The following is a 24128-nucleotide window of genomic DNA, read 5'->3' on the forward strand; positions in this document are numbered from 1 at the left end:
TCAGTTCTCGCCGAGCGCCAGCAGGCGCCCGCCGCTACTCGGGAGGAACACCCCTTCCGGAACGACGACTGGATCCCCGTTCCCCGCTGGCGTCGCCGTCCACTTCTCCGAGCCGTCCGCGGTGCTGAGTGCTCTGAGTCGGTTCTCACTGCGTAGCAGCACGCTCTCCCCGGCCACCGTCGGCGTCCCGGGATCTCCTTCTGCTCCGCTATCGCGCCAACCCGCTCCGCCGCTCCGGTCGATGGCGTAGAGCGTCTCTTCTCCCGCGACGTAGACGTGCTCACTGTCGACGGCCATCGGTCGCGAACTCTCCGCGGGCACGTTGAACGTCCAGCGCTCGCCCCCACCCGCACCGAACGCGCTTACGAGTCCGTGGCTCTGGACGACGACGAGGCCGTCGTCGACGACCGGACCCACCGTTACCGGGCCCGTCGAGGCGCGCCACTGCTCTTCGCCGGAATCGGCGTCGAGTGCGACGATGCCCGTGTTCCCGGCCAGCGAACCGAGGTAGGCCGTTCCGTCGTCGACGGCGACCGCAGTCGTGAACTCCCGACCGCCGTCGTCGGCGTCGATCTGCTGGGTCCAGCGCACGTCGCCCGAGAGCGCGCCGAGCGCGTGGACGCGCCCGGCCCAGTCGCCGACGTAGACCATCCCGTTCGCGACCGTCGGGGGCGCGGTGAGCCGGGCGTCGATGTCGTAGAGCCACTCTTCATCGCCGTATTTCGGCCGGAAGCAGACTACTCGTCCGCGTTCGAGCGACCGTTTCCCGCTCACGATGATCTGGTCGGGTGCGACCGCAGGTGAGCCGTTCGGCTCGACCCGGAGCGGCACCTGCCAGCGCGTGTCTCCGGTCGTGGCGTCCAGTGCGTACAGCCGGTAGCGCGAGCGCGACTCCTCGGTGACGGCGTCCGCGGGGACGTACAGCCGTCCATCGGTAAGTGCGGGTGGGCCGACAGCCCGGACACCGTCCAGTGATCGCTGCCAGACGGGATCTGGGTCCGATGGCGCGTCGCCGGCCCGGCGGCTGTGGCCACTATCTCGGCCGTCCATCGGCCAGCGGCCGTCGACGCTCTCGAAGCTCCCGTCGGGTCGGCTTCCGGTTAGACAGCCGGCGAGGAGGCTGCTCGCGACACTTGCGGCGAGGAGTTGGCGGCGCGTGGTGGAGGGCATCGGACCGGTATGCTGGTGGCGAACTGTTGAAGCTTGTGCCGCCGGGTTTCGTATCGCGATATGTCGTTCATGAGTCGCGAATCAGTCGCCCCGCCCATCCAGAATGGTCCTACAGCTATCAGTTCTGTTCGGAATCTCCGACCGTTACGTCCTTCCCGGGGCGCCCCGTTCCTCCGACGATGAGTCGACGACGGAGTGGTGTGTCGTGATCGACGTCGAGGAACTGACGGTACGGTTCGACGACGTGCTCGCACTCGATGGGGCCTCGCTCTCGGTCGACGACGGCGAGTTCCTAACGGTGGTCGGCCCCTCCGGCTGTGGGAAGACCACGCTACTGCGGAGCGTCGGCGGCCTCCAGACGCCGACCAGCGGCGAGGCCCGTGTCGGCGGCGACCCCCCGGAGACGGCCCAGTCGGCTGGCGATCTGGGGTTCGTCTTCCAGTCCCACACGCTGTTCCCGTGGAAGACCGCGCTGGAGAACGTCGTGTTCCTCCGGGAACTCGCCGGCCGCGACCCCGAGCGCGAGCGCGCCCGCGAGCGCCTCGACACTGCAGGACTCGGCGACGCCGTCGACGCCTACCCCCGGGAACTCTCCGGCGGGATGTGCCAGCGGGTCGCCATCGTGCGCGCGATGCATCTCGGGGCGTCGACGCTGTTGATGGACGAGCCGTTCGGCGAACTCGACGAACTCACCCGCTATGACATGGCCGCTTCGGTGCTCGAAAGCTGGCGTGACTCGGATCGGACCGTGCTGTTCGTGACCCACAGCGTCCCCGAGGCGGTACTACTGGGCGATCAGGTGATCGTGATGGCCGACAACCCCGGCCGGATCGTCGACCGTGTCGACGTGTCGCTCCCCCGGCCCCGCGAGGAGTCGACGATGGACACCGCCGGGTTCGCCGAACAGGTGGCGGAGATCCGGCAGGTGCTCCGGCAGAACCGCGGCGACGACGAAGGTGCGATCTACGCGGAGCGATGAGCGACTCCCGCCCGCCGGAGTGGAGCTACCCGGTCGTCGCGCTGGGCGGTGCCGTGGTACTTTGGGCGGCGTTCGTAAGTCTGCTCGACGTTCCTCCCTACCTGCTCCCTCACCCAATCGAGGTGGCCCGCAGGCTCGTCGGCAACCCCGGCCTCTATCTCGACGCGGCGGTGGCGACGACGGTGAAAGTGTTCGTCGGCGGCGCCGCCGGGACGCTGGTCGGCTTCCTGATCGGCGTCGCCGTCGGCGAGATCCCGCCGCTCTGGCGCGCTATCTCGCCGTATCTCGTCGTCGCGCGCGTGCTGCCCGTGGTGTCGCTGGCGCCGCTGCTGATCATCTACTTCGGCGTCGGCTTCGCCACCGGCGTGGGGTTCGTGGCGCTGATGGCGCTGTTCCCGATGGCGATCAGCACCGCCGCGGGGTTTCGCCAGACTCCTGACGCGGCGCTCGATCTGGCGCGATCCGTCGACGCCTCCCGCCTTCGCGTGCTGTTCGCAGTACGGCTCCCCTACGCCGCGCCGGACGTGGTGGCGGGCCTGCGACAGTCGGTGACGCTCGCAGTCGTCGGCGCCGTGCTCGCGGAGTGGTTCGTCTCGGACGGCGGCCTCGGCTACCTGATTCTGCTGGCCTCCGAGAGGATCCGCCCGGACATCATGCTCGCGTCGCTCTCGCTGGTGTTCGTGATCGGCTTTACCCTGTACGGCGCCGTGGGACTGCTCGGCGCGCGTCTGCGAGAGCGCGTGGAGTAACCATCGACCGGTAGATCGACCTACGCTTCGGCGCCGTCGATCCCCCACCGCCGGGTCGCGTACTGCTCGACCAGCGCGGCGACACCGTAGAACAGTACGCCAAAGAGCGCGATGACGAACAGGTACGCGAACAGTTCCGCGGTCCGGGCGTACCGCCCGGCGTCCCAGACGCCGCCGCCCAGCCCCCCGCGGAGTGTGAGCAGTTCGGCGACGATAGTCCCAGTGACAGACAGCGCCGCGCCGAGTTTCAGCCCGGCGAACACGCTGGGCAGCGCCGCCGGAAGCCGGACCGTCCGGAACGTCTGCCACTCCGAGGCGCCGACCGAGCCCAGCAGGTCGAGGTACGAGCGAGGCGTCGACCGCAGGCCGTCGATGGAGGCGACGGTGACGGGGAACGTCGTCATCACCGAGACCAGCACGATCCGGACGGGAATCCCTGTCCCGAACCAGAGAAAGACCAGCGGCGCAATCGCGGTCAGGGGCGCGATCCGGAAGCCGACAACCGCCGGTTCGACGACCGCGCGCCCGGGGGCGGACCCGATGCTCACGAACGCGAGCGTCAGGCCGACGGCGGCGCCGAGTGCGAGACCGCCCGCGGCGGTGATCGCGGAGACGGCAATAGCGTCGGCGAATGCACCCGGGTCGGCGAGAAAAGCGTCGAGGACCGCAGCCGGGCCGGGCAGCAGTATCGGTGGTGCGTTCGCCGAAGCGACGGTCCAGCCGGCGAGGGCGAGCACGAACACCGCGAGCGGCGGCGTCAGCCGCTCCCGCAGTCGGTCACCCGCGACGCTCACGAGATCCGGTCGGTGTAGCTCCCGACGTACTCGTCGTCGGTGTCGAGGTAGTCGTTGGTCCAGACCTCGTCAGTCGGCGCGACTTCCCCGGAGTCGGCGCTCTCGAGGGCGTCGGCGACGGTGGTCCAGGGCTCGGACTGATTCCAGCCCCAGCCGTGTTCCTCGACGACCGGGCCGACGATGTGCTCGGTGGCGAGTGTCTCCCAGGTTTCACGGGCCTGCTCGCGCACCTCGCTGATGCTCTCGTTGGCCGCGACGAGCGCGTCGACACCCTGCTCGGGGTTGTTGGTCGCCCACGCGGCCCCGCGGGCGGTACCCCGGAGGAACGCCGAGACGGTCTCGGGGTTCTCCTCGGCGAAGGAGGGCGCCGTCGCGAGCACGTGGCCGTAGGAGGGCACCTTCTCCGCGACGCTGAGGGAGTCGACGGTGGCGCCCTGATAGCGGGCGTCGATGGCGTCGCCGAACACGCCGCCGGCGGCGTCGACTTCGCCGGCGAGTAGGCGCTGGACGGTCTCGTAGCCGGTGTCGACGAGTTCGACGTCCTCGCGCACGCCGACCGCCTCGAGGTAGAGTTCGGTGAGCATCCGGACCATCCCGGGGCCGGTGCCGACGGTCTTGCCGGCCAGCTGTTGGGGGTCCGTGAGTTCGCCGCCGAACGCCTCGCGCGTGGAGAAGACGACGTTGGCGGATTTCTGCATCATCACACCGACGGACTCCACGTCGACGCCGCCGCCGGTTGTGAGCAGCACTTGGTCGCTACTGGTGACCGCGAACTCGTTGTTGCCGAGCCCGGCCTGTCGGGCCGAGGCGTCAGAGCCGTCGCCGCCGACGATGTCGGTGACTTCGACGCCTTCCTCCTCGTAGAACCCTTGTTCCTGTGCGGCGTAGTAGGGGACGTGGAGGCCGTTGGGCGTCCAGTTCAGCATCAGACTCACACTCTGGGTCTCGCCCCCGGAGCCGGGCGCGCCGAGACAGCCGGCAGTGAGGGCGGCACCCGCACCGAGCGAGGCGAGAACCGATCGTCGAGTATACGACATATGGCTGAAGAATGGTCTCGCCGACCGTAAGGGTAGCGGATCGACCCGTCGTCGCCGGGCGAATCCGATATCGGCGTGTGGCAGTGAGAGCGGCCGTAAGCGACCGATTCCTACTGACCAGCCACCCCCGAAAGCCGACCGAGAACGGAACCTCTAAAACGCCAAGTGGTGTAAATACTCCCGTGAACACGCCTGCAGATGGAGCAACACGACGGTCCCTCCTCCGAACGATCGGCGCCGGTGTCGTTGCGACATCGGTCGTCGCAGGAAGCGCGAGCGCACAGGACGAAGTCGCCCAGCGGTTCGAGTTCAACGGTGCCACCGGTGGCTGGGAAGGGCTTGCCCCGAGTTCCATCGAGGGCACCACCAACCCGACTCTGGAGCTCGAGGCCGGCCAGACCTACGAGTTCCACTGGGAGAACGGCGACGGTGCCCCGCACAACGTCGTAATCGAGGACGCCGACGGCAACACCCTCGTGGAGTCGGAGTTCGTCTCCTCGCAGGGCGAAACCCAGACGGTGACGTTCACCGCCGAGGCCGGGATGGCCTCGTACTACTGCGCCGCCCACCCGAGTTCGATGCGGGGCGACGTTTCGGTCTCGGGTGGCAGCACCGCCACCGCGACGGCAACTCCCTCCAGCGGCGGTGAGGTCCACGAAGTGCTGATGGGCAGCACCGACGACGGTGACTACTACTTCGACCCGATCGGCCTCCACGTCGAGCCGGGCGACACCATCCGCTGGACCGTCGACAACGGCTCCCACAACGTCGTCTCCTACGACGACCGCATCCCGGAGGGCGCCGAGCCCTTCGAGTCGGAGATCATCTCCGAGGGCACCATCGAGATGACGTTCTCGACTGAGGGAACCTACGACTACTACTGCATGCCCCACCAGTCGCTGGGCATGGTCGGTCGATTCGTCGTCGGCGAGGCCGGCGGCCCGGCCGAGGGTAGCATGCCCGAGCACGGCGACGTGCCCGAATCCAGCACCATCGTCGAGCAGGGTTCGGTTTCCTACGAGGAGTTCGCAAGCAGCAGCGGCACGGCGACCGCCGAGCCGACCGCGACGCCCGAAGGGACCCCCGAACAGGTCACCTCCGCGGCTCCTGACGAGCAGGACGAGAGCACGGAAGCCAGCGGCCCCGGCTTCGGCATCGCGGGCGCGCTCTCGGCCATCGGCGCCGGCACGCTGCTCCGTGCCCACCGGAACAACGACGAGTAAGTAGCCTCGGTTCGCGGTTTTTGCGGTTCTTTCGTACTCACTCGAGCGATAGCGTCCGCCCGGGCATCCGGCACGGAGGCCGGATGCGGTCGTGCGCCGTACGGGTCACTACACGGCCACGGCATAGTCTCGGGCATCCGGCACGGAGGCCGGATGCGGTCGTGCGCCGTGGCCGGTTACTTCACGTCGATCTGGTCGTCTGCCGGCGAGTGCTCGAACTCGAACTCCACCTCCAACTGTCCGTGTTTCTCCCCGACGTACTCCACCTCCACCTCGACCGGCTCGTCGAACTCGAAGGGGATCTCCCACTCGTCGGTCGAGATAGTCAGCCGCGGCTCGGACTCGATCTGATCGGCCAGATCTCGGAGGAACGTCACCGTCGCGTCCCGGGACAGCCGAACCTCCCGCTCGAAGTAGCCCTCGGTGATCGTGCGTGGCTCGTCGTCGGTTCCCGGTAGATCTGCCATACGCGAGGTGGCGGGGGGAGAGCTAAAAAGGGTGGGCTCCCTAGCACCGGCGCTGATGTCTCTGTTCGACGTTCTCGGAAGCAAGGCGCGTCTCAAGATCCTGCGGGAGTTGGTGAGCGAACCGCGATACGTCTCGGAGTTGGCCGAGAACGTCGGGATGGACGGTAAAACCGCAGTCCACCACCTCTCGACTCTCGAGGAGGAGGGGATCGTCGAGAGCTACCGGATCGGCCAACGCAAGTACTACCGACTGTGCAAGCGCATCGAACTCCGGGCCTCCCCCGAACCGGACTCGCTGTTCCTGCTCCACGCCGACGAGATCGAGAACGTCGACGACGCCCACGACGCCGACAACCCCGAGCGTACTGACGCCGCCGAAGACGCCGATAGCGTGTAGGATCGTTCAACGGTAGACGCTACCCGATTCCGAAGCTAAATCCCACAGGGGGCCAGGGTAGTGACTGTGAACGGACACACTCGTACTGTCGCACTGGTCGTCGTTCTTCTCCTCTCTGTGGTCTCGCCCGCGGTCGCGGCGGTCGCCGGCGTCGACGGTCCCGTCGGCGCCGCCAGCGCACAGGAAGCCGACGAGGCAGGCGGTGAGGGCGGTATCGAGGGGATGATCGAGGGGTTCGTCAACTCGCAGGGAGCCCTCGGGACGGTGCTCGTGTTGCTCGCCGGCATCGGCCTCCTGATCGCCTCGACGGAGAAACTCATCAGCTACCTCGCGCGCGCCTCGCTCCGGATGCGGCTCTCGCTGTTCGCGCTCGCCATCGTGTTCACCGGCTTCGAGTTCGACGACACCGTGCTCGCGCTGGTGTTTTCCGCCGGCGGGATGGAGGGGGCGGCACTTGGCACCGCGCTCGGAACGGGGCTGGCGATCACCGGCGTCACGCTCGCGGCCGCCGCCATGGTCGAACCGTTCCCGGTGAACCTCCCGCCTGACTACGTCGCGCTGTTCGTGCTCGGGCCGCTGCTGGTGATCCCCATCGCGGTCACGGGCACCCTGACGCTCGGCTACGGCGCGCTGCTGGTCGCCTTCTTCCTCGGCACGTTCGGCTACCTCATCGTTCGGGAGAGTCAGCGCAATATCCCGGTGTTTCGGGACACCGAGATCGGACAGGCGCTGCGTGGCGACGGCGGTCACGAGGCCGTCGACGAACTGGAGCCGATCCCCGAGGAGCGACTCCTCGGCGGCCTCGCCGACTCCGGAGCCGTCTGGCTGGGTCTCTCGGTGTTCGCACTCGTCGCTATCGTGTTCGCGGCGATGCTGCTCGAGGGTGGCTCCGAGGCCGTCACGGAGTCGTTCGGCATCGAGGGGACCGTGCTCGGGGCGACGTTCCTCACGGTGATCCTCACGTTCGAGGACATCATGCTCACCATCGAGCCGGTCCGGCGTGGCCTCCCCGAGATCGGCGTCGGCAACGTGATCGGTAGCGTGCTGTTCTCGGTTACGGGCAACATCGGCATCGTCGCCTTCTTCGGCGACGTCGCGGTCAGTCCGTCGGTGCTAACGTTCCACCTGCCGGCGATGATCGTCGTCACGGCGCTCGCGGGCTACTTCCTCGCGAGCGGGCGCATAGAGCGCTGGCACGGCTACACGCTCGGCGGTCTCTACGTGGCCTACTGGGTGATCGCGCTGGTGGTCTACAGCGGTGTGCCGATCGGGAAGTGATGTAACGAGTCGGTGTTACTTCTCCATATCCGAGTATAGAACTCTGTTAACAACCGGCGTGCGATTAACCATCGTTGCCCATGAATTCTTACAGTGTTCTTAATAGTTCTCACTCCGAACATGTATGGCATGGCACACGGTAACGACCCAAGAAGAACATACAGCTATGGGACCGTCAGCCCGGACAACCGGGAGCGGTTCCAGGATGCGCTGGGGCTCTCCACTCGGTCCCCAGCCGAGCCGACAATCGATTCCCTCCGACCAAGCGACGATATGCCGGCGGAGGAACTCGCGGAACGCGGGAAGGCGATCCGGGACGATCTGTCTGGATCTCTCGACGCCGACCTGATCGAGGAACTCCTTGCTGAACTCGCCGACGAAATCCGGCGCGTACCGGAGCTTCGCGAAATCGGCTGTCCGGAGCGTGGCCACACACCCTATCAAGACCTCATCACTGCGGGCTGGGAGCTCGTCGATCACCTCTCTGCGGTCGGCTTCTTCCAGAGCGCCGAGGAGAACCTCCCGGCGTTCACCGACGACCACATCGAGGCGACGACCGAGCAGCTGTTCCGGATGGACTCCCTGACGGGGATCCTCTCGGATCTCGGTCTCCCCGAGCACGAACAGCTCGCGCTCGTCACCAACATCGTCAACGCCAGCGAGCAGCTGAGCTGGTGGGAGCGGACCTCCGACTACCCGGACATCTCGGAGCTCGGCCGCGACGACTACGACGACGGGATCGTCCAGGAGTACTCGCCGCCGCTCCACCACCGCGCGATGGAGGGGTCGCTGCTCTGGATCGACGGCCTCGACTGGCACCTCTGGCAGAAGGAGGTGCTGATCACCCAGGAGATGATCGAGAAGGGCGTCTGGGACGTGAAGTCGATGCTCGCCGGCGTCTACCTGCTCGGCGACACCGCCCGACGCCTCGCCGACGGCGAGATCACCGACGAGAACCTGACGACGATGACCACCGCCAGCACGGCGATGATGGTGATCGGCCAGGAGTTCCTGGTCGACGACGTTGCATGGATCGACGACAGCGACCGCGCGCCCGCGGAGGCCTGGTAACAGATGGACCGAACCCAACAGCAGCCGATGAACCGACTGCAGGAGAACCCGACAGCCCACCTCGAGGACGTCGATCTCCTGCTGCAAGCGGAGTACGACACGATGCCGGGCGAAGAGACGCTCGTCCAGAACGACGTCGACCGCATCCCGAAGGTCGACGTGACGCCGGACGACCTGCTCGCGACCGGCGAGAACACCGAGGACTGGCTGATGGCCGGCGGCGCCTACGACAATCAGCGACGCTTCCCCGGTGACAGCATCGATCCCGACACCGTCGACGACCTGACCGTCGAGTACCAGATCGACCTGCCCCAGCCCGGGACTGACGGCACCCTCACGCCCGGGAACAACTATCAGGGCACGCCGGTCATCGTGAGCGGCGACCCGCCGGTGATGTACGTCACGTTCGGGCCGGACGTACTCTACGCGCTGGACGCCCAGAACGGCGACGTGCTCTGGTCGTACAAGTACGAGCCGACGGAAGGCGCCGTCGCGGCGTCGGCGCCGGCCGAGCGCGGGGTCACCATCCACGGCGACCTCGTGCTCAAGAGCACGCTCGATCTGGGTATCGTCGCGCTCGACCGCTACACGGGCGAGCGCCAGTGGTACTACAACGGGATGGCGGCCTACCGCGACGAGATCGCGGAGGACAACGTCGCCCACGAGGAACTCGTCTGGGAGCGCTTCTGGGGGACCACCTCCTCGTTCCCGCCGCTTGCCTACGACGGCAAGATCATGAAGGGAAGCTTCGGGGGGGAGTTCGGCGTCTCCGGCTTCTTCGACGCCGTCGACCTCGACGGCAAGCCGCAGTGGCGCGCCAGCATGACCCCCGAAGACGAGTGGGTCGGTGACTCCTGGATGCACGGCGGCGGGACCGCGTGGGCCTCCGGCGCCGTCGACGTCGAGACCGGCACCGTGATCGTGCCGTCTGCGAATCCCGGCCCATGGTACGGCACGCCGCGACCCGGATGGAACCCGTTCACGGCGGGGAAGGTCGCGTTCAACGTCGACGACGGGAGCTACTCGTGGCACCACCAGGGGGCGCCCCACGACTGGTGGGACTACGACTCACCGAGCCCGCCGCTGGTGTACACGGCCGAGGTCGACGGCGAGGAACGCCGCCTGATCTCCTGGCCCGGCAAGGTCGGCTGGGTGTTCACTGTGGATGCCGAGACTGGCAAGCTGGTCCAGCGCAGCGAGGAGTACGTCCAGCACATCAACATGTGGGACCTCCCGCCCCGCGACGATATCGAGGCGGCGTCGTACACGACGCCGACGTATCTCGGCGGGACGAACCCGCAGCCGAGTTCCTACCACCCCGAGAGCCAGACCATGATCGTTCGGGGCGCGAACTCCCCGTCGAAGTTCTCTTGGACGGAGGACCACTACGAGGTCGGCGAGTTCTTCTACGGCATGAGCACGCAGGGGCTGCCGAGCGCGGAGGACCTGCCGGAGTGGAACGAGCACGACGGCGTCATCGCCGGGCTCGACCCGGTGACCGGCGAAGTCAAGTGGCAGGACTGGATGGAGTCGGCGCCCTCGGGCGGGTCGATGACCACCGCGGGCGGCGTCTCGTTCAGCGGCGCCGCGGGCGGCGAGTTCGTTGCCTACCGTACCGACACGGACAACGAGGAGGGCGAGCGCCTCTGGTCCGACACCATCGGCGGCAGCGTCGCCGGCACGCCGGCAGCCTGGGAAGACCCGGCGACCGGCAAAGCGTACGTGGCCGTCAAGGCCGGCGGCGACGAGGCCGCGGGCCACATCACCGTCTACTCGGTGGGACTCTAGACCAATGAGCGAAAACAAGCACACGGACGACATCGAGGAACAGTCCGGCACGGTGTCCCGGCGGACGATGCTCAAGGCCACAGCGGCCGGGGGCGCCGTCGCCGCGACCGCAGGCACCGCCAGCGGGCAGGAAGACGAGGTCCTCCGGACCTACGAACTGATCGGCCGCCGCGACGGCTGGGAGGGGGTCTCCCCGAGCGAGATCGAGGGGGTGACCAACCCGACGCTCGACATGGTCCCCGACGAGACGTTCGAGGTCGTCTGGGAGAACGGCGACGGGATCCCGCACAACTTCTCCATCGAGAACGAACACGGCCAGACGCAGGTCAGCACCGACTTGATGGGGACCGAAGGGGAGACACAGAGCGTCACCTTCACCGCGACGAGCAGCTTTACGGAGTACTTCTGCCAGCCCCACCCACAGGACATGCGGGGCAGCATCCGCATCGTGGACAGTCTCGAGGGCGGTGGCGCGGCAGGCGGCACGCTCGCGGTCACCATCCAGAACGAGCAGGGTGAGGGGGTCAATGCAACCGTCACCGTCGACGGCACCGACAAGGAGGTCTCTCCCGACAGCCCGACCGCGCAGTTCCTGCTCTCGAACGGCGAGTACACGGTCTCCGTGGATCCGAGCGACTACTACCCGACGGCGAGCCAGGCGGTGACCATCGACGGCGCCGACGCCGAGGTGACGATCACCGTCGCCAGCGAATCCGGGGCGTACATCCACCCCAGCAGCCAGACCAGCAGCGGGACGGTCACGGTGGACTCGGCGACGCTCCCCGAGGGCGGCTACGTCTCGGTGCTCGCGCCGACGAACTTCACGAACTTCGACGACGGCTCGGGCGGGGAGGACCCGACGAACCGGGAGCTAGAGAGCTTCTTCGGCAAGACCGTCTTCGGGGCCTCGGAGTATCTCGGCGAGGGCACACACGAGAACGTCGAGATCGAACTCAACGGCGGCTTCGACGCGACGGCTCGCCTGGTGTTCATGGCCCACACCGACTCGGGTACCGAGGAGAGCCTCGAGTGGGCGAGCAGCCTCGGCGAGCAGGACGTACCCTACACATTCAGCGGGCCGAACCCGGTGGCCCGTGACGCGGTGATCGAGTACGTCGAACCGACGCCGACGCCGACCCCAACGTCGACGGCAACCCCGACGGAGGAACCGACCGACGAGCCGACTGACACCCCGACCGAGACAGGGACAACGAGCACTGACAGCCCCGGTTTCGGTGGTCTCTCCGCGCTCGCGGGCGTCGGCGCCGGTGCCGCAGCGGCGGCCCGCCGACTCGCCAAGGGCGACGACCCGGAAGCCGAAGAAGAGTAGTCGACTTCGCGGCTTTTTCTTTCGACCGCGGTTCACAGCGCGACGGGCCACGTCTGGCTATCGCGAAATACGGTTTATCCGTCGATGCTCAGTCGAACCGGTAGACGTTTTCGAGGTACGTCTCGCGGACCTGATCGCCCCAGTTGTGGGTGTAGGTGTCGATGACGTCGCTGGCCACGTCGCCGCGGAGGTACTTGACGACCCCGCGATCCCCTGTACGGTCCCGGAGGTGGGTAGTGAAGAAATGCCGGAAGTAGTGGGGCGTGACGTTCTCGCCGGCACCGGCGCCGGTCTCGTACCAGCCCATCTCCTCGGCGTACTGGCGGACGTAGTGGCGAACGGCGCGGGCAGTCAGGCGCTCGCCCCAGTCGTCGGCCGTCGAGACGAACAGCGGCTCTGCGTCTGACTGCGTGTCGGGGCGGATCGCCAGCCAGCGCCGGAGCGCCCGCCGGAGTTCGTCGTCGACGGGGACTACCGTCGAGCGCTTGCGCTTGTTCGACTCCGTCCGGACCTCGCCGTTGTAGGGTTCCCCACGGGCGGGCGTGGCGTCGACGTAGAGCGCGTCGCCCCGGCCCGAAAGCTGTGGTCGCCCCTCGAGGTCATACGCCGAGAGCCCCGACTCTGACAGCCTGAGGTCCCGACAGTCGAGGTTGCAGAGTTCGCCCACACGCATCCCGGTTTTCAGCAGTGTGAGTACGATTGCGTGATGCAGCGGGTGGCGGATGCGGTCCAGAAACGACCCCATCGTCGCCACGTCGACGTCGCGGCGCTCGGGGTCCTTCTCGATGGACTCGTCCATCTCCTCCATCACCAGCCCCATCGGGTTGCTCGCGAACGCGCCGACCTGGTTCATGTAGTCGTAGAACCGGTTGACGGTGGTCGCGTACGTCGCGACGGTGCTCGCCGAGAGCGCACCCCGGAGGGAGTGGACCCACGCCAGACAGTCGCGGTGGCCGGCGCTCTCGGGCGTCGCCGACCGCTCCCCGAGGAACGCGGTGAAGCGCCGGAGCACGCGCTCGTAGGCGACCCGCGTGCGCTCGGCGCGGCCGTGCATCTCCATGTCCTCCAGGTAGTAGGCGACGGGATCGTCGACCTCGGCCTCGGGGCTCCTACTCGCCATCGTCGAGCACGTACCCCCCCTCTCGGCCGCTGTAGCTGACGTCGTCGGCCTCCTGCGTGATCGTCTCCAGTCGCTCCTCGAAGTCACCCAGCACCGCCTCGACTAACTCCTCCCAACTCAGCGGCGACTCGTTCGACAGCGCCGAACGGACCTGCGTTTCGAGACCGTCACCCCAGGGGTCAGCGTCCGGCGATGGGGGCTCCTCGCGGCTACTCGATCCGGCGGGCTTGTCAGCCGCCTCGAAGCCGCTACGGCCCGCCTGAACCATCGTCCGCACGAACTCGCTCTGGCTCATCCCGAGTTGGTCGGCGGCGTCGCGCCACGCCGCTCGCTGGTGGGCCGGCACTCGCGTCTTCACCTGCACCGTCTCGCTGTCGGCGTCGTCGGCCATGGATGGAGGTCCGACGCCGGCCACATCAACGTACCGGAAACAGGGATTAGGGCACTAATCCCCGAGTCGGGTCCCGCATAGCGGCCAAATACCGGTACCGCTTGAGTCGATTTCCCCGGTTCGTTACCGGTTACGTCGGTAAGTACTCTTTCCAGCGCTGGTCCCGTCTGCGTCGATCACTGTGTGAGCTCGAACGGCGGCTCCGTCCCGTCGGGAAGCGGGTTCTCGTAGCCCTCCACCTCGCGTTCGAACTCCTCGTGGGCAGCGGCGAGTCGCTCCTCGTCAGTGAGGAGGTCGAACACCGATCCCGCCAGTAGCTTCGCGACGTAGGGCAGCGCGGTTCGACCGAAGTCGCCGTTGGCGACGACGGCCTGCCAGGAGTGGGCGGGCGTTCCCAGCGCCCACGTCGTCGCGCGGAACTGCGCGGTGGGGGTGAGCTGGCTGACCTCGCCCACATCGGTGGAGCCGCCGCCGGACTCGCCCTCGTCGAAGGCGTCCATGGGTGTGCCGTAGAGCGCGGCATCGGCCGCGGCGTCGTCGTGGGGTGGCTCGAACTCCGAGCGGCTCTCCGCGATGGCGCCCTCCGGGAGCGTCTCCTGTAGCTCCGCGGCCAGTTCGCGCTCCTCCTCGTCGAACTCGATTTCGTCGAGTTCGGCCATGTTCTCCCGGAACGTGTCGCAGATGACGCCGTTGCTCACCAGTCGGTGACAGCCCGTGTAGTAGCGCTCGCTCACCTCCGTTCGAGTCATCGTCGCCGCGCCGTCGGCGATCTCGCGCAGCCACGCGGTCACGCGTTCGACGCCCTCGCGAGTGGGGGCACGGACGAAGTACCAGACCGACGCCTCGGCGGGCACGACGTTCGGGGCGCTGCCGCCCTCTTGGACGTTGTAGTGGACCCGGACCTCCTCGGGGACGTGCTCGCGCATGTACTCGACGCCGGTGTTGAGCAGTTGGACGGCATCGAGCGCGCTGCGGCCGGACTCAGGGGACGCCGCGGCGTGGGCGCTCTCGCCCTCGAAGCGGAGGGAGAGCGAATCGAGCGCGAGCGAACTCCCGCGTTGGGGTGCAGTGTGGTCGCTGGGGTGCCACGTGACGGCGGCGTCGAGGTCGTCGAAGACGCCGTCGCGGGCCATGAACGTCTTGCCTACCAGCGTCTCCTCGGCGGGACAGCCGTAGAACCGGACCTCACCGGTCGCCTCGTCAGACTGCGTCTGACTGCCCGACGAGCGTCGCTCGTCGACATCCCCGCGGTCCAACGCCCGCGCGACGGCGATGGCGGCGCCGACGCCGGCAGTGCCAAAGAGGTTGTGCCCACAGCCGTGCCCCGGCGCACCTGCCTCAATCGGCTCACGCTCGGTACTGACGGCCTGTGAGAGCCCCGGCAGCGCGTCGAACTCGCCGAGAATCCCGATTGTCGGCCCGTCGCCGGCGCCGTAGCGTGCGACGAACGCCGTGGGCATGCCGCCGACGCCGCGCTCGATCTCGAAGCCCGCCTCCGCGAGGGTCTCCCGCAGGCGCCCGCTGGATCGCTCCTCGTGCAGGCCGAGTTCGGGATGCTCCCAGAGATCGAGGGCCAGTTCGTCCATCCGCTCGGCCTGGTCGTCGACGTCCGCGAACAGTCGCTGTTTCACGGCGTGAGCGGGGGCCCGGGCGGGCTTAACTCCTCGGCTGAACGCGGGGTCTGCCAGCGCTCAGTGGTGTGGCGGCTCCGCGTGGACGACGCTCGGGAATCAGCGCGATGCAACGACGACGCATAAACCGAATATCGCGATACCGATTGCTGCGGGCTTGGTCGGCGTAGGTGGTCGAAAAAAGGAAGGCGTGGGTCGCGATCAGGCGCTCTTCTCGACCGGCGCCGAGTCGGAGCGACTGAAGACGCTTCGGAACACGCCGACCGGATCGGGACGGCCGATCAGCGTCTGGAGCACGTAGAGTGCGATGACGACCGCAACCGCCCCGAACTGGACCAGGCGGTTGGGGTGGACCATCGCCAGGACGCCGAGCACCGAGAGCGTCACGCGGGCCGACAGCGTCACCAGACGGTCGAACGTGAACACGTAGTTGATCCCGTGGATCATCGAGACGGCGCCGATCAGCGCCAGCCCGCCCGAGAGGAACGTCTCGGCGCCGAACTCGGCGGAAACGATCTCGGGGTGGTAGACGAACACGAACGGGAGGATGAACAGCGGCGCGGAGATCTTGATCCCTTCGAGACAGGTCTCCCAGAAGTCGCCGCCGGCGATCCCACAGGCCACTGCCACACACGTCGCGATGGGCGGGGTGAGCCCCGCCAGGATCGCGGCGTAGAACACGAAGAAGTGGCTCGCGAACTGTGGCAGCATGAACTGGTTGGTCATCGTCGGCGCGATCAGCAGCGCGACGATGGTGTAGGACGCCGTCGTCGGCATCCCCAGGCCGAGGATGATACAGATGATCATCGCGAGGATCGCGGCCAGCCAGAGCATCCCGCCGGAGAGGTCCATCAGCGTGAGCGAGATAGCCGTCGGCACACCCGTCGCGGTGAGGATGTCGACGACGCCGTTGATCGCTGCGAGGATGATCGTCACCGGCGCGAGCACGATGACGCCCTCGCGGGCGCCGTCGAGCGTCTCCCAGAGGGTGCGTTTGAGCGCCTCGAACGGCGACTCGTCGGTCAGGCCGAGCAGCGCACCGATCAGCGGCATCGAGATACCCATGAACAGCATCGCCCCGGTCGTCCAGAGCGCGGCGGTCATCACGGTCACCTGCTCGATCCCGAGGCGGTAGATCAGCACGGCGAGCGGGAAGCCGTACTTGATGATCTCGGTAGCGAACTCAGCCCGGGGCATCGTGTCGGTCACGAGGTTGCCCGGGTTGGTCTCGTCGAGTTGGGGCACCGAGACGTAGTGGACCGCAATGAAGATGGTCACACAGAGGATCGCCGCCGGGATCAGCCCCGCGACGATCACGTCGGCGTAGGTGACGCCGTTGATCAGCGACGCCATGATGAACGCTGCCGCGCCCATGACGGGGGGCAGCACCTGCCCGGAGGTGGAGGCGACCGCCTCGATGGCGCCCGCCGTCTCGGGCTCGATCCCGTTGCGCTTCATCAGCGGGATGGTGAAGCTCCCGGTCATGCCGGCGTTTGCGGTCTGGCTCCCGTTGACCGAGCCGATGACCGCGCTCGCGAGTACGGCCGTCTGGGCGATACCGGAGTCGATGTACTTCACCGACCGGAACGCCAGCCGCATGATGAGGTCGAACGCGCCGTACCCCTTGAGGAAGCCGGCGTACAGCAGGAACAGCGCGATCCACGCCGCGACGAGCTTCGTCAGGAACCCGAAGAAGCCGTCGAGGCCGATCACGACCGTCCGGAGGATACGCTCGACGCCGAGTCCGCCGTGTTCCAGCGGCCCGGGCGCGTACATGCCGAAGAAGCCGTAGGCGAACCCGAGGATGACGACGGCGAGGAACGTGCCGCCGAACGAGCGCCAGGTCAGGTAGATCATGACGATGGTGAAGGCCGCCGCCATGACGTACTCGTACTGTTCGGCGCGCCCGACGCCGGTGATCAGGCGGTTGAAGTTGTACGCGAGGTACGTACAGGTGACAGCGACGTCGATGGCCGAGAACGTCAGTATCGCGGCCTCGAGTCGGTTGCCGGGCCCGTACACTTTCTTGAAGTCCCCGACGATGTCCGCCCGGCCGCCGCCGGCCATCTCCATCATCTCCGTCAGAACGTACAGTTCGAGGATGGCGCCGAGGAAGACGATGGCGTACTGGCCCCGGGGGATCAACTGCGTCTGCGCGTAGAAGATCACCCAGCCCCAGAAGAACAGCGAGAGGAAGATGAGGAGGTTCCGCATCGAGAACAGCTCCGCGTCCCAGGGCTGTTCCCGATCGATCGACGGGCCACCCTCGCCGACGGGCGGTTCGTTACCCTCAGCTGTGGCTTCACTCACGAGCGATCACCGCCGATACTGGTCGTGGCGCTACCGGAGTATGTTTGAACAATCATGAAGGTTAGTTCGGGGGGGAGCTGCGCTATTCGCTGTTCGTCGAACCCTCGGTCCACTCGTCGTTCCAGACGTCGTTGTCCTTCCAGTACTGGGCGACGCCGGGGTGGATCTCGAGTTCGGGGATGACCGCTTCGGTCATCGTCTCGGGGTCGGAGTGGTCGAGCGCGGTCGGGTCGGACTCGCGGATCGTCTCCCAGTGCTCGCTGGAGAGGCGCGCGATCTCCTCGGTCGCGCCCGCGGGCACGTCTGGACCGAACGCCCACTGGCCGGCCAGCGTCCACGAGGTGACGGTGTCGGTCAGCTTGCTGACGTCCTGCTCCCAGCCGTAGGGCTCGAACTCCTGCAGGAGCGCGCCGGGGACGTCCTCGATGGCCTGACGGAACTGGTCGTCGACGGGCACGGCATAGAGGTCGCCGTTACTGCGGACGTCGACTTCCTGCACCCAACTGGAGAGGTTGACGCCGTTGGCGCCGTAGATACAGAGCGCGTCGGCGCGGCCCTCCTCGACGGCGCCGGCGATGTCGGCGGTGTCGAGGTTGAGGATCTCGTTGCCCTCCCACGCGCCGGCCTCCTTGATCACTTCCTCGGTCAGCAGGCGGGTCCCGAAGCCGGGCTGGATCGGGTAGATGGTGTGGCCACCCTCGCGCAGGTCAGCCGTGGACTCGATGCCCGAGCCCTCCATCGCGACCCAGTAGATCTGGAGGTTCGTGAAGACGAACCCCTGCATCGGCATGGTGTCGACAGGCTCGTCGGCGAAGGGGCCGGAGTCGCTCATTGCCTTCGCCAGGGAGTTGTTGTCGACACCGATCGAGGAGATGTTCCCCGAGTCGAACTCGTAGAGGTTGGCGGTCCAGCCGTCGGTTACCTGCACCGAGATGTCGAGGACATCGCTCTCCTCGCTGGCCGCACGTGCGAGCGCCTGTCCGGCCTGCTGGGTGGAGCTCCCGGAGGAAGTCCCCGCAATGACGACGCTGTAGCTCTCGCCGTCGTCGCCGCCGCCCATACAGCCGGCGGTCGTGATGACCCCCATCGTGGCGGCGCCTTTCAACAGATCACGTCGACCGAGCGTGTCTAGGTCTACCATGAATGTACGGGTAGGTTGCGGTACTGATAAGGGTACCGCAAGCGACCTAGCCGGGTGACAGAAAGCCGGTCAGTCGCCCCCCGTTTCCTGCCAGTCGAACGCCGTCCCGGCATCGAACGGGACGTGGCCCGCCTTCGCGGTCGCCCGGTCGCGGTAGGCCCGGAGGTCCTCGCGGAACGCCGGGTCGGCCACCTCGATCAGCGCGTCCATCCGCTCGTCGGGGCTCAGGCCGCGGAGGTCCGCGACGCCGTGTTCGGTCACGATCACCGAGTGGTCGTGTTCGGTGTGGTCGACGTGGGGCACCTGCGGGACGATCCGGGAGATCCCCCCGCCGGCGGCCGTCGAGGGCAGCGCGATGATCCCCAGCCGGCAGTTGCGGTTGAAGTCGCCGCCGCCGCCGATGCCGCTGACCACGTCGGTGCCGCCGATGTGGGTCGCGTTCGCGTTGCCGTAGAGGTCGACATCGACGGCGCTGTTGACGCCGACGACGCCGAAGCGCTCGATCAGCGCGGCGTTGTTCGAGACGTCCGCCGGGCGCAGCACCACGTCCTCGGCGTAGCGGTCGATGCCGTCGAACAGTCGCTCCTGTCCCTCCGCAGAAAGTGCGAGCGACGTGGCACTGGCGCCCGAGAGCAGCCCCGAGTCGAGCGCGTCCAGCAGACCGTCCTGGAACACCTCGCCGAAGTAGACAACGTCGCGGTTGCCAAAGTCGATGCCAGAGAGTTCGCCCATCAGCGCGTTGCCGAGGCTCCCCACCCCGAACTGGAGGTAGACCGACTCCGCGAGCATGGGGTTGCGCTCGATCTCGTTTTCGAGGAAGTCGCCGAGGTTGTCGGCGATGGTGAGGTCGACCTCGTTCGGGTCGCGGAACTCGTAGGGGTCGTCGGCCTGCTCGGTCTCGACGACGGCCACGAGCTTTTCGGGGTCGAAATCCACGCGGGCGTCGGCGACGCGCTCGGTCGCCCCCGTGACCGGGATGGGGTCCCGCCCCGGCGGCAGGTCGCGCTGGAACACGTCGTGAACGCGCTCCAGTTCGTCGGGCTGGGCGTGGTTGATCTCGACGATCAGTTGGTCGGCGGCGGCGACGAAGGAGGGCGTGTGGCCGATGGAGGTCGAGGGGACCAGCCAGTCCTCGCCGACGCTGACGGCCTCGATGATCGCCACGTCGGGGTCGCCGAACTCCCCCAGTCGGACTTCGTCGCCGACCCGGGAGATGTGCCGGTCGTGGAACGCCACCTCCCGGCTGTTGATCGCCTCGCGGGAGGCCTCCTGGGTCTGGAACGGGTAGCGCCGCGCGAGTTTGTCGGCCTCGATCAGCACGTCGTCGACCTCGCGGCCGACGCCGCCGCCGGAGACGACGGTGAGTGCGGCATCCTCGTCCTGTGCGGCGAAGGCCGGCAGCGTCGCCTTGGGGTAGCCGACGCCGCCGAAACCGCTGACCAGCACGGTGTCCTCGGCGCCGATGACTTCGGCGGCGGCCTCGGCGTCGGTCACCGGGAGATCGGGAGCGATTCGGTCGCTCATTCTCCCTCCTGCGTGCCGATCCCCTCGGGCCAGCCCGGGGGCTGTTCGGCTGACGGCTCGGCGTGGGAGCGCTTGAGCACCATCGGCGTGCGCTCCATCGAGAGCACCTTCGTCCCCTCCTGATTGAACGCGCGGAGCTCCGTGGTCACGATGCCGACGTGGTCGCGAGAGTCGCTTTCCCGTTTCGCGATCACCTCGCTCTCGGCGAAGATGGTGTCGCCGTGGAAGACGGGTGCGTGGTGGCGGATCCGGTCGTAGCCGAGGTTGGCGGTTGCGTTGACCGAGACATCGATGACGCTCATCCCCACCGCGAGCGCGATGACGAACGTGCCGTCGACGAGACGCTCGCCGAACTCCGTCTCGGCGGCGTACGCCTCGTTGAAGTGCATGGGGTTGAGGTTCATCGTGATGTTCGTCATCCAGACGTTGTCCGTCTCGGTGACGGTGCGGCCGAACGGGTGTTTGTACACGTCGCCCACTTCGAAATCCTCGAAGTAGCGGCCGTGCCAGCCGGCGACGACGTTCGTCTCGGCGTCGGTTGCGGTGTGATCGGTCGGTTCGTCGGTGTCTTCGGTGTCAGTCATGATTAGTAAGAACGGGGGAGTTCGAGCGCGTTCTCGCCAAGGTAGTTGAGTGCCAGTTCCTGGGTGATCGGGACGAGCCGTGTCAGGCGGGCCTCCCGGAAGTAGCGTTCCACGTCGTACGCGCGGTCGATCCCGCGGCCGCCGTGGGCCTGGACCGCTGCGTCGGCGCCCTCGAAGGCAGCCTCGGCGGCGAGATACTTCGCGGCGTTGGCCCACGCGCCCACGGCCTTGCGCTCGCGCTCGTCGGCGTGGTCGGCGGCGTCGAAGGTGAGCCGCTTGGCGGCCTGCAGCCGCGCCATCGCCGCCGCGAGTGGGTGTTGGACGGCCTGATTCTGGCCGATGGGGCGGCCGAACACCTCGCGCTCGCTCGCGTAGGCGGCGCCCTTCTCGACGGCCAGTTCACCCAGCCCCACGGCCTCGGCAGCGATGACGAGGCGCTCCTCGTTGAGGCCGTCGAGCACGTGGTAGAAGCCGCGGTCCTCCTCGCCGATCAGTCGCTCGGCGGGGACGCGCAGGCCGTCGTAGGTGACCCGGAACGAGGAGACCATCCCGCTTGCGGTCTTGTCGATCTCCTCCAGTTCGATCTGGCCGGCCTCGTGGGCCCGTTCGATGTCGACGAGGAACAGCGAGACGCCCTCGGTGCGCTTCTCGACCTCCTCCTTCGGCGTCGTGCGGGCCGCGAGCACGAGGTAGTCGCTCACGTCGATCCGGGAGGTCCAGAGCTTCTCGCCGTCGATGACGTACTCGTCGCCGTCGCGCTCCGCGGAGGTAGTCATCGCCGTCGAGTCCGAGCCAGCCTCGGGTTCGGTCAGGCTGAAACACTGGATCCACGCGTCGCCCTCGGCGACGCGGGGGAGGAGGTCATCCTTGAGTTCGTCGCTGCCGTAGTTCAGGATCGGCGCGGAGTTGTAGATGGCCGCGTGGACGGTCTGAGCGCCGCTGAACCCCGCACCCTGTCGGGCGATCTCGTACATCATCGCGACGGCCTCAGGCGTGCCCAGCCCCTTGCCGCCGTACTCCTCGGGGAGGAGGACGCCGAGCCAGCCCTCGTCGGCGAGCGCCTCCACGAACTCGTGGGGGTACTCGCCGGCGGCGTCGTGCTCGCGCCAGTAGCTGTCGTCGAACTCCGCACAGATCTCGCCGACCGCGTCCCGGACCGCCTGCTGCTGGGCGGTGTGGCCGAGGCCGTCATCGAAGTAGCTCACCATCGTCCGTGATGTGAGTTGTCCCGCCACAAGAAGGGTGCGCTTGGCGGCGGGGGATCGTCAGCCACTCGACAGCCGTCGCCGGGTCTCACCGAGAGAGCGCCCGCAGCGACTCGTAGAGCGCACCGTCGCCCCGGCAGGCCGCGAGCGCGCGCTCGACCGCGTCCGAATCGCTACCGGCGGTGGCCGCGAGGTCGCGGAACTTCCGGTCGACGGCCTCGCGCCCGAGCGGGTTCTCGGGTTCGCCGCGGGCGTACTCCACGAACTGTTCGTGGGTCCCATCGGCGGTCTCGACAGTCACGCCGGCGGCCCAGATTTCGGGGAACCGCTCGCGGGTCCGCCCCGAGGCTTCGACGGTCGTCGCGTCCATCAGCCGGCCCATCTCGGGGTCGTCGAGCCGATCTTGGGCATCCAGAAACGCTGAGAGCGTCGCCTCGCCGGTCGTCAGCGCCAGCGCCGTCGCGAACGGCATGCTGAACTGGCAGTCAACGAAGTTGTCGGGGCGGCGCTTGGCGTCGATGGGGTCGCCGGTGAGGCGGACGCCCGACTCGGGCAGTTCGACGTGGACCGACTCGACGGCGTCGGGATCGACCTCCTCGGCGACCTCCCGCAGCGCGTCGATGGCCCCGTGGGTGTAGCGACAGCAGGGGTACGGTTTGAGCGCGGTCTCTTCCAGCGCGCGGCCGGCGGTGAGATCCGCGAGCAGGCTCGGGTCGGGGTCGTCGGAGTAGCCCTGCAGGAAGCCGTCGTCGCCCGCCAGCGGTTCGGCGGCGCCGGCGAACCCCTGTGCGGCGAGTTCGCTCGCGAGCACCGCCCGCGAGGCCGCCAGCCCGGGGTGGAGTCGTTTGTTCCACGCGCCGTTTTCGAGGAACTGCAGCGAGCCGGCGGCTTGGCTCCCGTTGACGCCGAACGCTGAAGCGAGTTCGTCCCTGGAGAGTCCGCGCAGTCGCCCCGCTGCTGCCGTCGCGCCGAACGTCCCGCAGGTCGCCGTGATGTGGAAGCCGCGGGCGTAGTGGGCCTCGGGCGTGACCGCGCGCCCGACCGCGCAGGCCACGTCGTAGCCGACCGCGATGGCGGCCCGGAGTTCGTCGGGGTCGGCGTCTTCGGTCTCCGCGACCGCGAGTGCAGCGGCGATCACGGGTGCGCCGGGGTGCAGCGAGGAGGCACGGTGGGTGTCGTCGAAGTCGAGGCTGTGGGCGAACGTCCCGTTCAGCAGTGCCGCGCGGTCGGGTGCGACGCGCTCGCCGGTCGGGAGGACTGTGGCTCCCGCCTCGTCGGTGCCGGTCGTCAGCGCGTCGACGGCGTCCACGACGCTCGGCGAGGATTCGGCGACGGCCTCGCCGCCGAGTACGAGTCCCAGCCAGTCGACGAGATGGTCGTCGACGGCTTCGCGGGCCGCTGTCGAGAGGCCCGAAAGGCCGGTATCCAGTGCGTGTGCGGCCAGCCGGTCGGCCGCCGGTACGCCGCTCATGCGACGATCACGGGCTGCTCGGCACGGGCGATGATCCCCTGGGTGACGCTGCCGAAGATGGCCTTCCCGACCGGCGAGCGGCGCTTCGCGGCGAGCAGGTAGGCGTCGACGTCCAGCGACTCGCCGGCCTCGATGATCTCGTCGATCGGCTCGCCGACGGCGGTCTGGAGGTCGTCGAAGATGCCGGCGTCCTCCAACTCCGAGACCGCCCGGTCGACCGTTTCGGGGATCCCCTGAAGCTCCGCGATGTCGCGATTGAGGCTGTCGATGATGTACTCGCCGGCCTCGTCGGCCGGGATGTCGACTTCCTCGTGGATGTGGATCACCGTGACTGAGAGCTCCGCCTGGCCGGGGAGGTCGAACAGGGCGTCGAGCTGTTCGTCGAGGCGATCCGGATCGTGATCGACCGGGAGTAAGATCCGATACATGCCTCCGAGTGGGGGCGACTGGCACCTTAACGGTTCCCCC

The 24128-nt window shown here is 67.9% G+C and carries 22 protein-coding genes; 8 read left to right on the plus strand and 14 right to left on the minus strand.

Annotated features, from left to right (window positions below; all coding sequences use genetic code 11):
* Window positions 1-1170 (minus strand): outer membrane protein assembly factor BamB family protein, encoded by a 1170-nt coding sequence (locus J2753_RS04745; protein ID WP_245334478.1) that lies wholly within the window; start codon window positions 1168-1170, stop codon window positions 1-3.
* Window positions 1171-1375: 205 nt separating this feature from the next.
* On the opposite strand from J2753_RS04745, the gene J2753_RS04750 reads away from it, so the two are divergent.
* Both J2753_RS04750 and J2753_RS04755 read left to right on the plus strand, forming a co-directional pair.
* The gene (locus J2753_RS04750; RefSeq protein ID WP_209490788.1) at window positions 1376-2149 is read left to right on the plus strand and encodes an ABC transporter ATP-binding protein; all 774 of its coding nucleotides are present in this window, start codon (window positions 1376-1378) and stop codon (window positions 2147-2149) included.
* The gene (locus tag J2753_RS04755; RefSeq protein WP_209490789.1) at window positions 2146-2898 is read left to right on the plus strand and encodes an ABC transporter permease; all 753 of its coding nucleotides are present in this window, start codon (window positions 2146-2148) and stop codon (window positions 2896-2898) included. The genes J2753_RS04750 and J2753_RS04755 overlap by 4 nt, the downstream gene beginning before the upstream one ends.
* 20 nt (window positions 2899-2918) lie before the next feature.
* Here the strand turns inward: J2753_RS04755 and J2753_RS04760 are convergent, their stop codons facing one another.
* A complete protein-coding gene (locus J2753_RS04760) occupies window positions 2919-3692 on the minus strand; it encodes an ABC transporter permease (RefSeq protein ID WP_321168775.1) in 774 nt (257 codons plus the stop codon).
* Entirely contained in the window at window positions 3689-4729 is a 1041-nt protein-coding gene (locus tag J2753_RS04765; protein WP_209490790.1) for an ABC transporter substrate-binding protein, read from the minus strand. The genes J2753_RS04760 and J2753_RS04765 overlap by 4 nt, the downstream gene beginning before the upstream one ends.
* A 182-nt stretch (window positions 4730-4911) precedes the next feature.
* Here J2753_RS04765 and J2753_RS04770 point away from each other — a divergent pair, with 182 nt between their 5' ends.
* A complete protein-coding gene (locus J2753_RS04770; protein ID WP_209490791.1) occupies window positions 4912-5952 on the plus strand; it encodes a plastocyanin/azurin family copper-binding protein in 1041 nt (346 codons plus the stop codon).
* Between the two features lie 176 nt (window positions 5953-6128).
* On the opposite strand, the gene J2753_RS04775 is transcribed toward J2753_RS04770, so the two are convergent.
* Window positions 6129-6419, minus strand: a complete 291-nt coding sequence (locus J2753_RS04775; protein ID WP_209490792.1) for an amphi-Trp domain-containing protein — start codon at window positions 6417-6419, stop codon at window positions 6129-6131.
* A gap of 55 nt (window positions 6420-6474) precedes the next feature.
* On the opposite strand from J2753_RS04775, the gene J2753_RS04780 reads away from it, so the two are divergent.
* The 5 genes from J2753_RS04780 (at window position 6475) to J2753_RS04800 (ending at window position 12283) form a co-directional block, all read left to right on the plus strand.
* Entirely contained in the window at window positions 6475-6816 is a 342-nt protein-coding gene (locus tag J2753_RS04780; RefSeq protein ID WP_209490793.1) for an ArsR/SmtB family transcription factor, read from the plus strand.
* A gap of 222 nt (window positions 6817-7038) precedes the next feature.
* Window positions 7039-8094, plus strand: a complete 1056-nt coding sequence (locus J2753_RS04785) for a sodium:calcium antiporter (protein WP_345777183.1) — start codon at window positions 7039-7041, stop codon at window positions 8092-8094.
* 129 nt (window positions 8095-8223) lie between these two features.
* Entirely contained in the window at window positions 8224-9165 is a 942-nt protein-coding gene (locus tag J2753_RS04790) for a hypothetical protein (RefSeq protein WP_209490795.1), read from the plus strand.
* A gap of 3 nt (window positions 9166-9168) precedes the next feature.
* On the plus strand, window positions 9169-10953 hold the full coding sequence (locus tag J2753_RS04795; RefSeq protein WP_209490796.1) for an outer membrane protein assembly factor BamB family protein: 1785 nt from the start codon (window positions 9169-9171) through the stop codon (window positions 10951-10953).
* 4 nt (window positions 10954-10957) lie between these two features.
* Window positions 10958-12283, plus strand: a complete 1326-nt coding sequence (locus J2753_RS04800; RefSeq protein ID WP_209490797.1) for a DUF7282 domain-containing protein — start codon at window positions 10958-10960, stop codon at window positions 12281-12283.
* A gap of 88 nt (window positions 12284-12371) precedes the next feature.
* Here the strand turns inward: J2753_RS04800 and J2753_RS04805 are convergent, their stop codons facing one another.
* From J2753_RS04805 to J2753_RS04850, 10 genes are all read right to left on the minus strand, one after another.
* Window positions 12372-13403: a tyrosine-type recombinase/integrase gene (locus tag J2753_RS04805; RefSeq protein WP_209490798.1), complete on the minus strand. Its 1032-nt coding sequence runs from the start codon at window positions 13401-13403 to the stop codon at window positions 12372-12374.
* The gene (locus J2753_RS04810; protein WP_209490799.1) at window positions 13393-13794 is read right to left on the minus strand and encodes a DUF5805 domain-containing protein; all 402 of its coding nucleotides are present in this window, start codon (window positions 13792-13794) and stop codon (window positions 13393-13395) included. The genes J2753_RS04805 and J2753_RS04810 overlap by 11 nt, the downstream gene beginning before the upstream one ends.
* 176 nt (window positions 13795-13970) lie before the next feature.
* Window positions 13971-15380: an amidohydrolase gene (locus J2753_RS04815; RefSeq protein WP_245334496.1), complete on the minus strand. Its 1410-nt coding sequence runs from the start codon at window positions 15378-15380 to the stop codon at window positions 13971-13973.
* A gap of 246 nt (window positions 15381-15626) precedes the next feature.
* Entirely contained in the window at window positions 15627-17639 is a 2013-nt protein-coding gene (locus tag J2753_RS04820; RefSeq protein WP_209491192.1) for a TRAP transporter permease, read from the minus strand.
* Between the two features lie 178 nt (window positions 17640-17817).
* Window positions 17818-18840, minus strand: a complete 1023-nt coding sequence (locus J2753_RS04825) for a TAXI family TRAP transporter solute-binding subunit (RefSeq protein ID WP_209491193.1) — start codon at window positions 18838-18840, stop codon at window positions 17818-17820.
* A gap of 105 nt (window positions 18841-18945) precedes the next feature.
* Window positions 18946-20400, minus strand: a complete 1455-nt coding sequence (locus J2753_RS04830; RefSeq protein WP_209490801.1) for an acetyl-CoA hydrolase/transferase C-terminal domain-containing protein — start codon at window positions 20398-20400, stop codon at window positions 18946-18948.
* The gene (locus J2753_RS04835) at window positions 20397-20984 is read right to left on the minus strand and encodes a MaoC family dehydratase (protein ID WP_209490802.1); all 588 of its coding nucleotides are present in this window, start codon (window positions 20982-20984) and stop codon (window positions 20397-20399) included. Before J2753_RS04835 ends, J2753_RS04830 begins: the two co-directional genes overlap by 4 nt.
* A gap of 2 nt (window positions 20985-20986) precedes the next feature.
* Window positions 20987-22192 carry an acyl-CoA dehydrogenase family protein gene (locus tag J2753_RS04840; protein WP_209490803.1) on the minus strand — a complete coding sequence of 402 codons (1206 nt, stop codon included), beginning with the start codon at window positions 22190-22192 and terminating at the stop codon, window positions 20987-20989.
* An 85-nt stretch (window positions 22193-22277) separates the two neighbouring features.
* Window positions 22278-23660, minus strand: a complete 1383-nt coding sequence (locus tag J2753_RS04845; protein WP_209490804.1) for an MmgE/PrpD family protein — start codon at window positions 23658-23660, stop codon at window positions 22278-22280.
* Window positions 23657-24088 carry a universal stress protein gene (locus J2753_RS04850; RefSeq protein WP_209490805.1) on the minus strand — a complete coding sequence of 144 codons (432 nt, stop codon included), beginning with the start codon at window positions 24086-24088 and terminating at the stop codon, window positions 23657-23659. Before J2753_RS04850 ends, J2753_RS04845 begins: the two co-directional genes overlap by 4 nt.
* Between the last annotated feature and the right edge of the window lie 40 nt (window positions 24089-24128).

The sequence above is a fragment of the Halolamina salifodinae genome (assembly GCF_017874235.1).
Classification (GTDB): Archaea; Halobacteriota; Halobacteria; order Halobacteriales; family Haloferacaceae; genus Halolamina; species Halolamina salifodinae.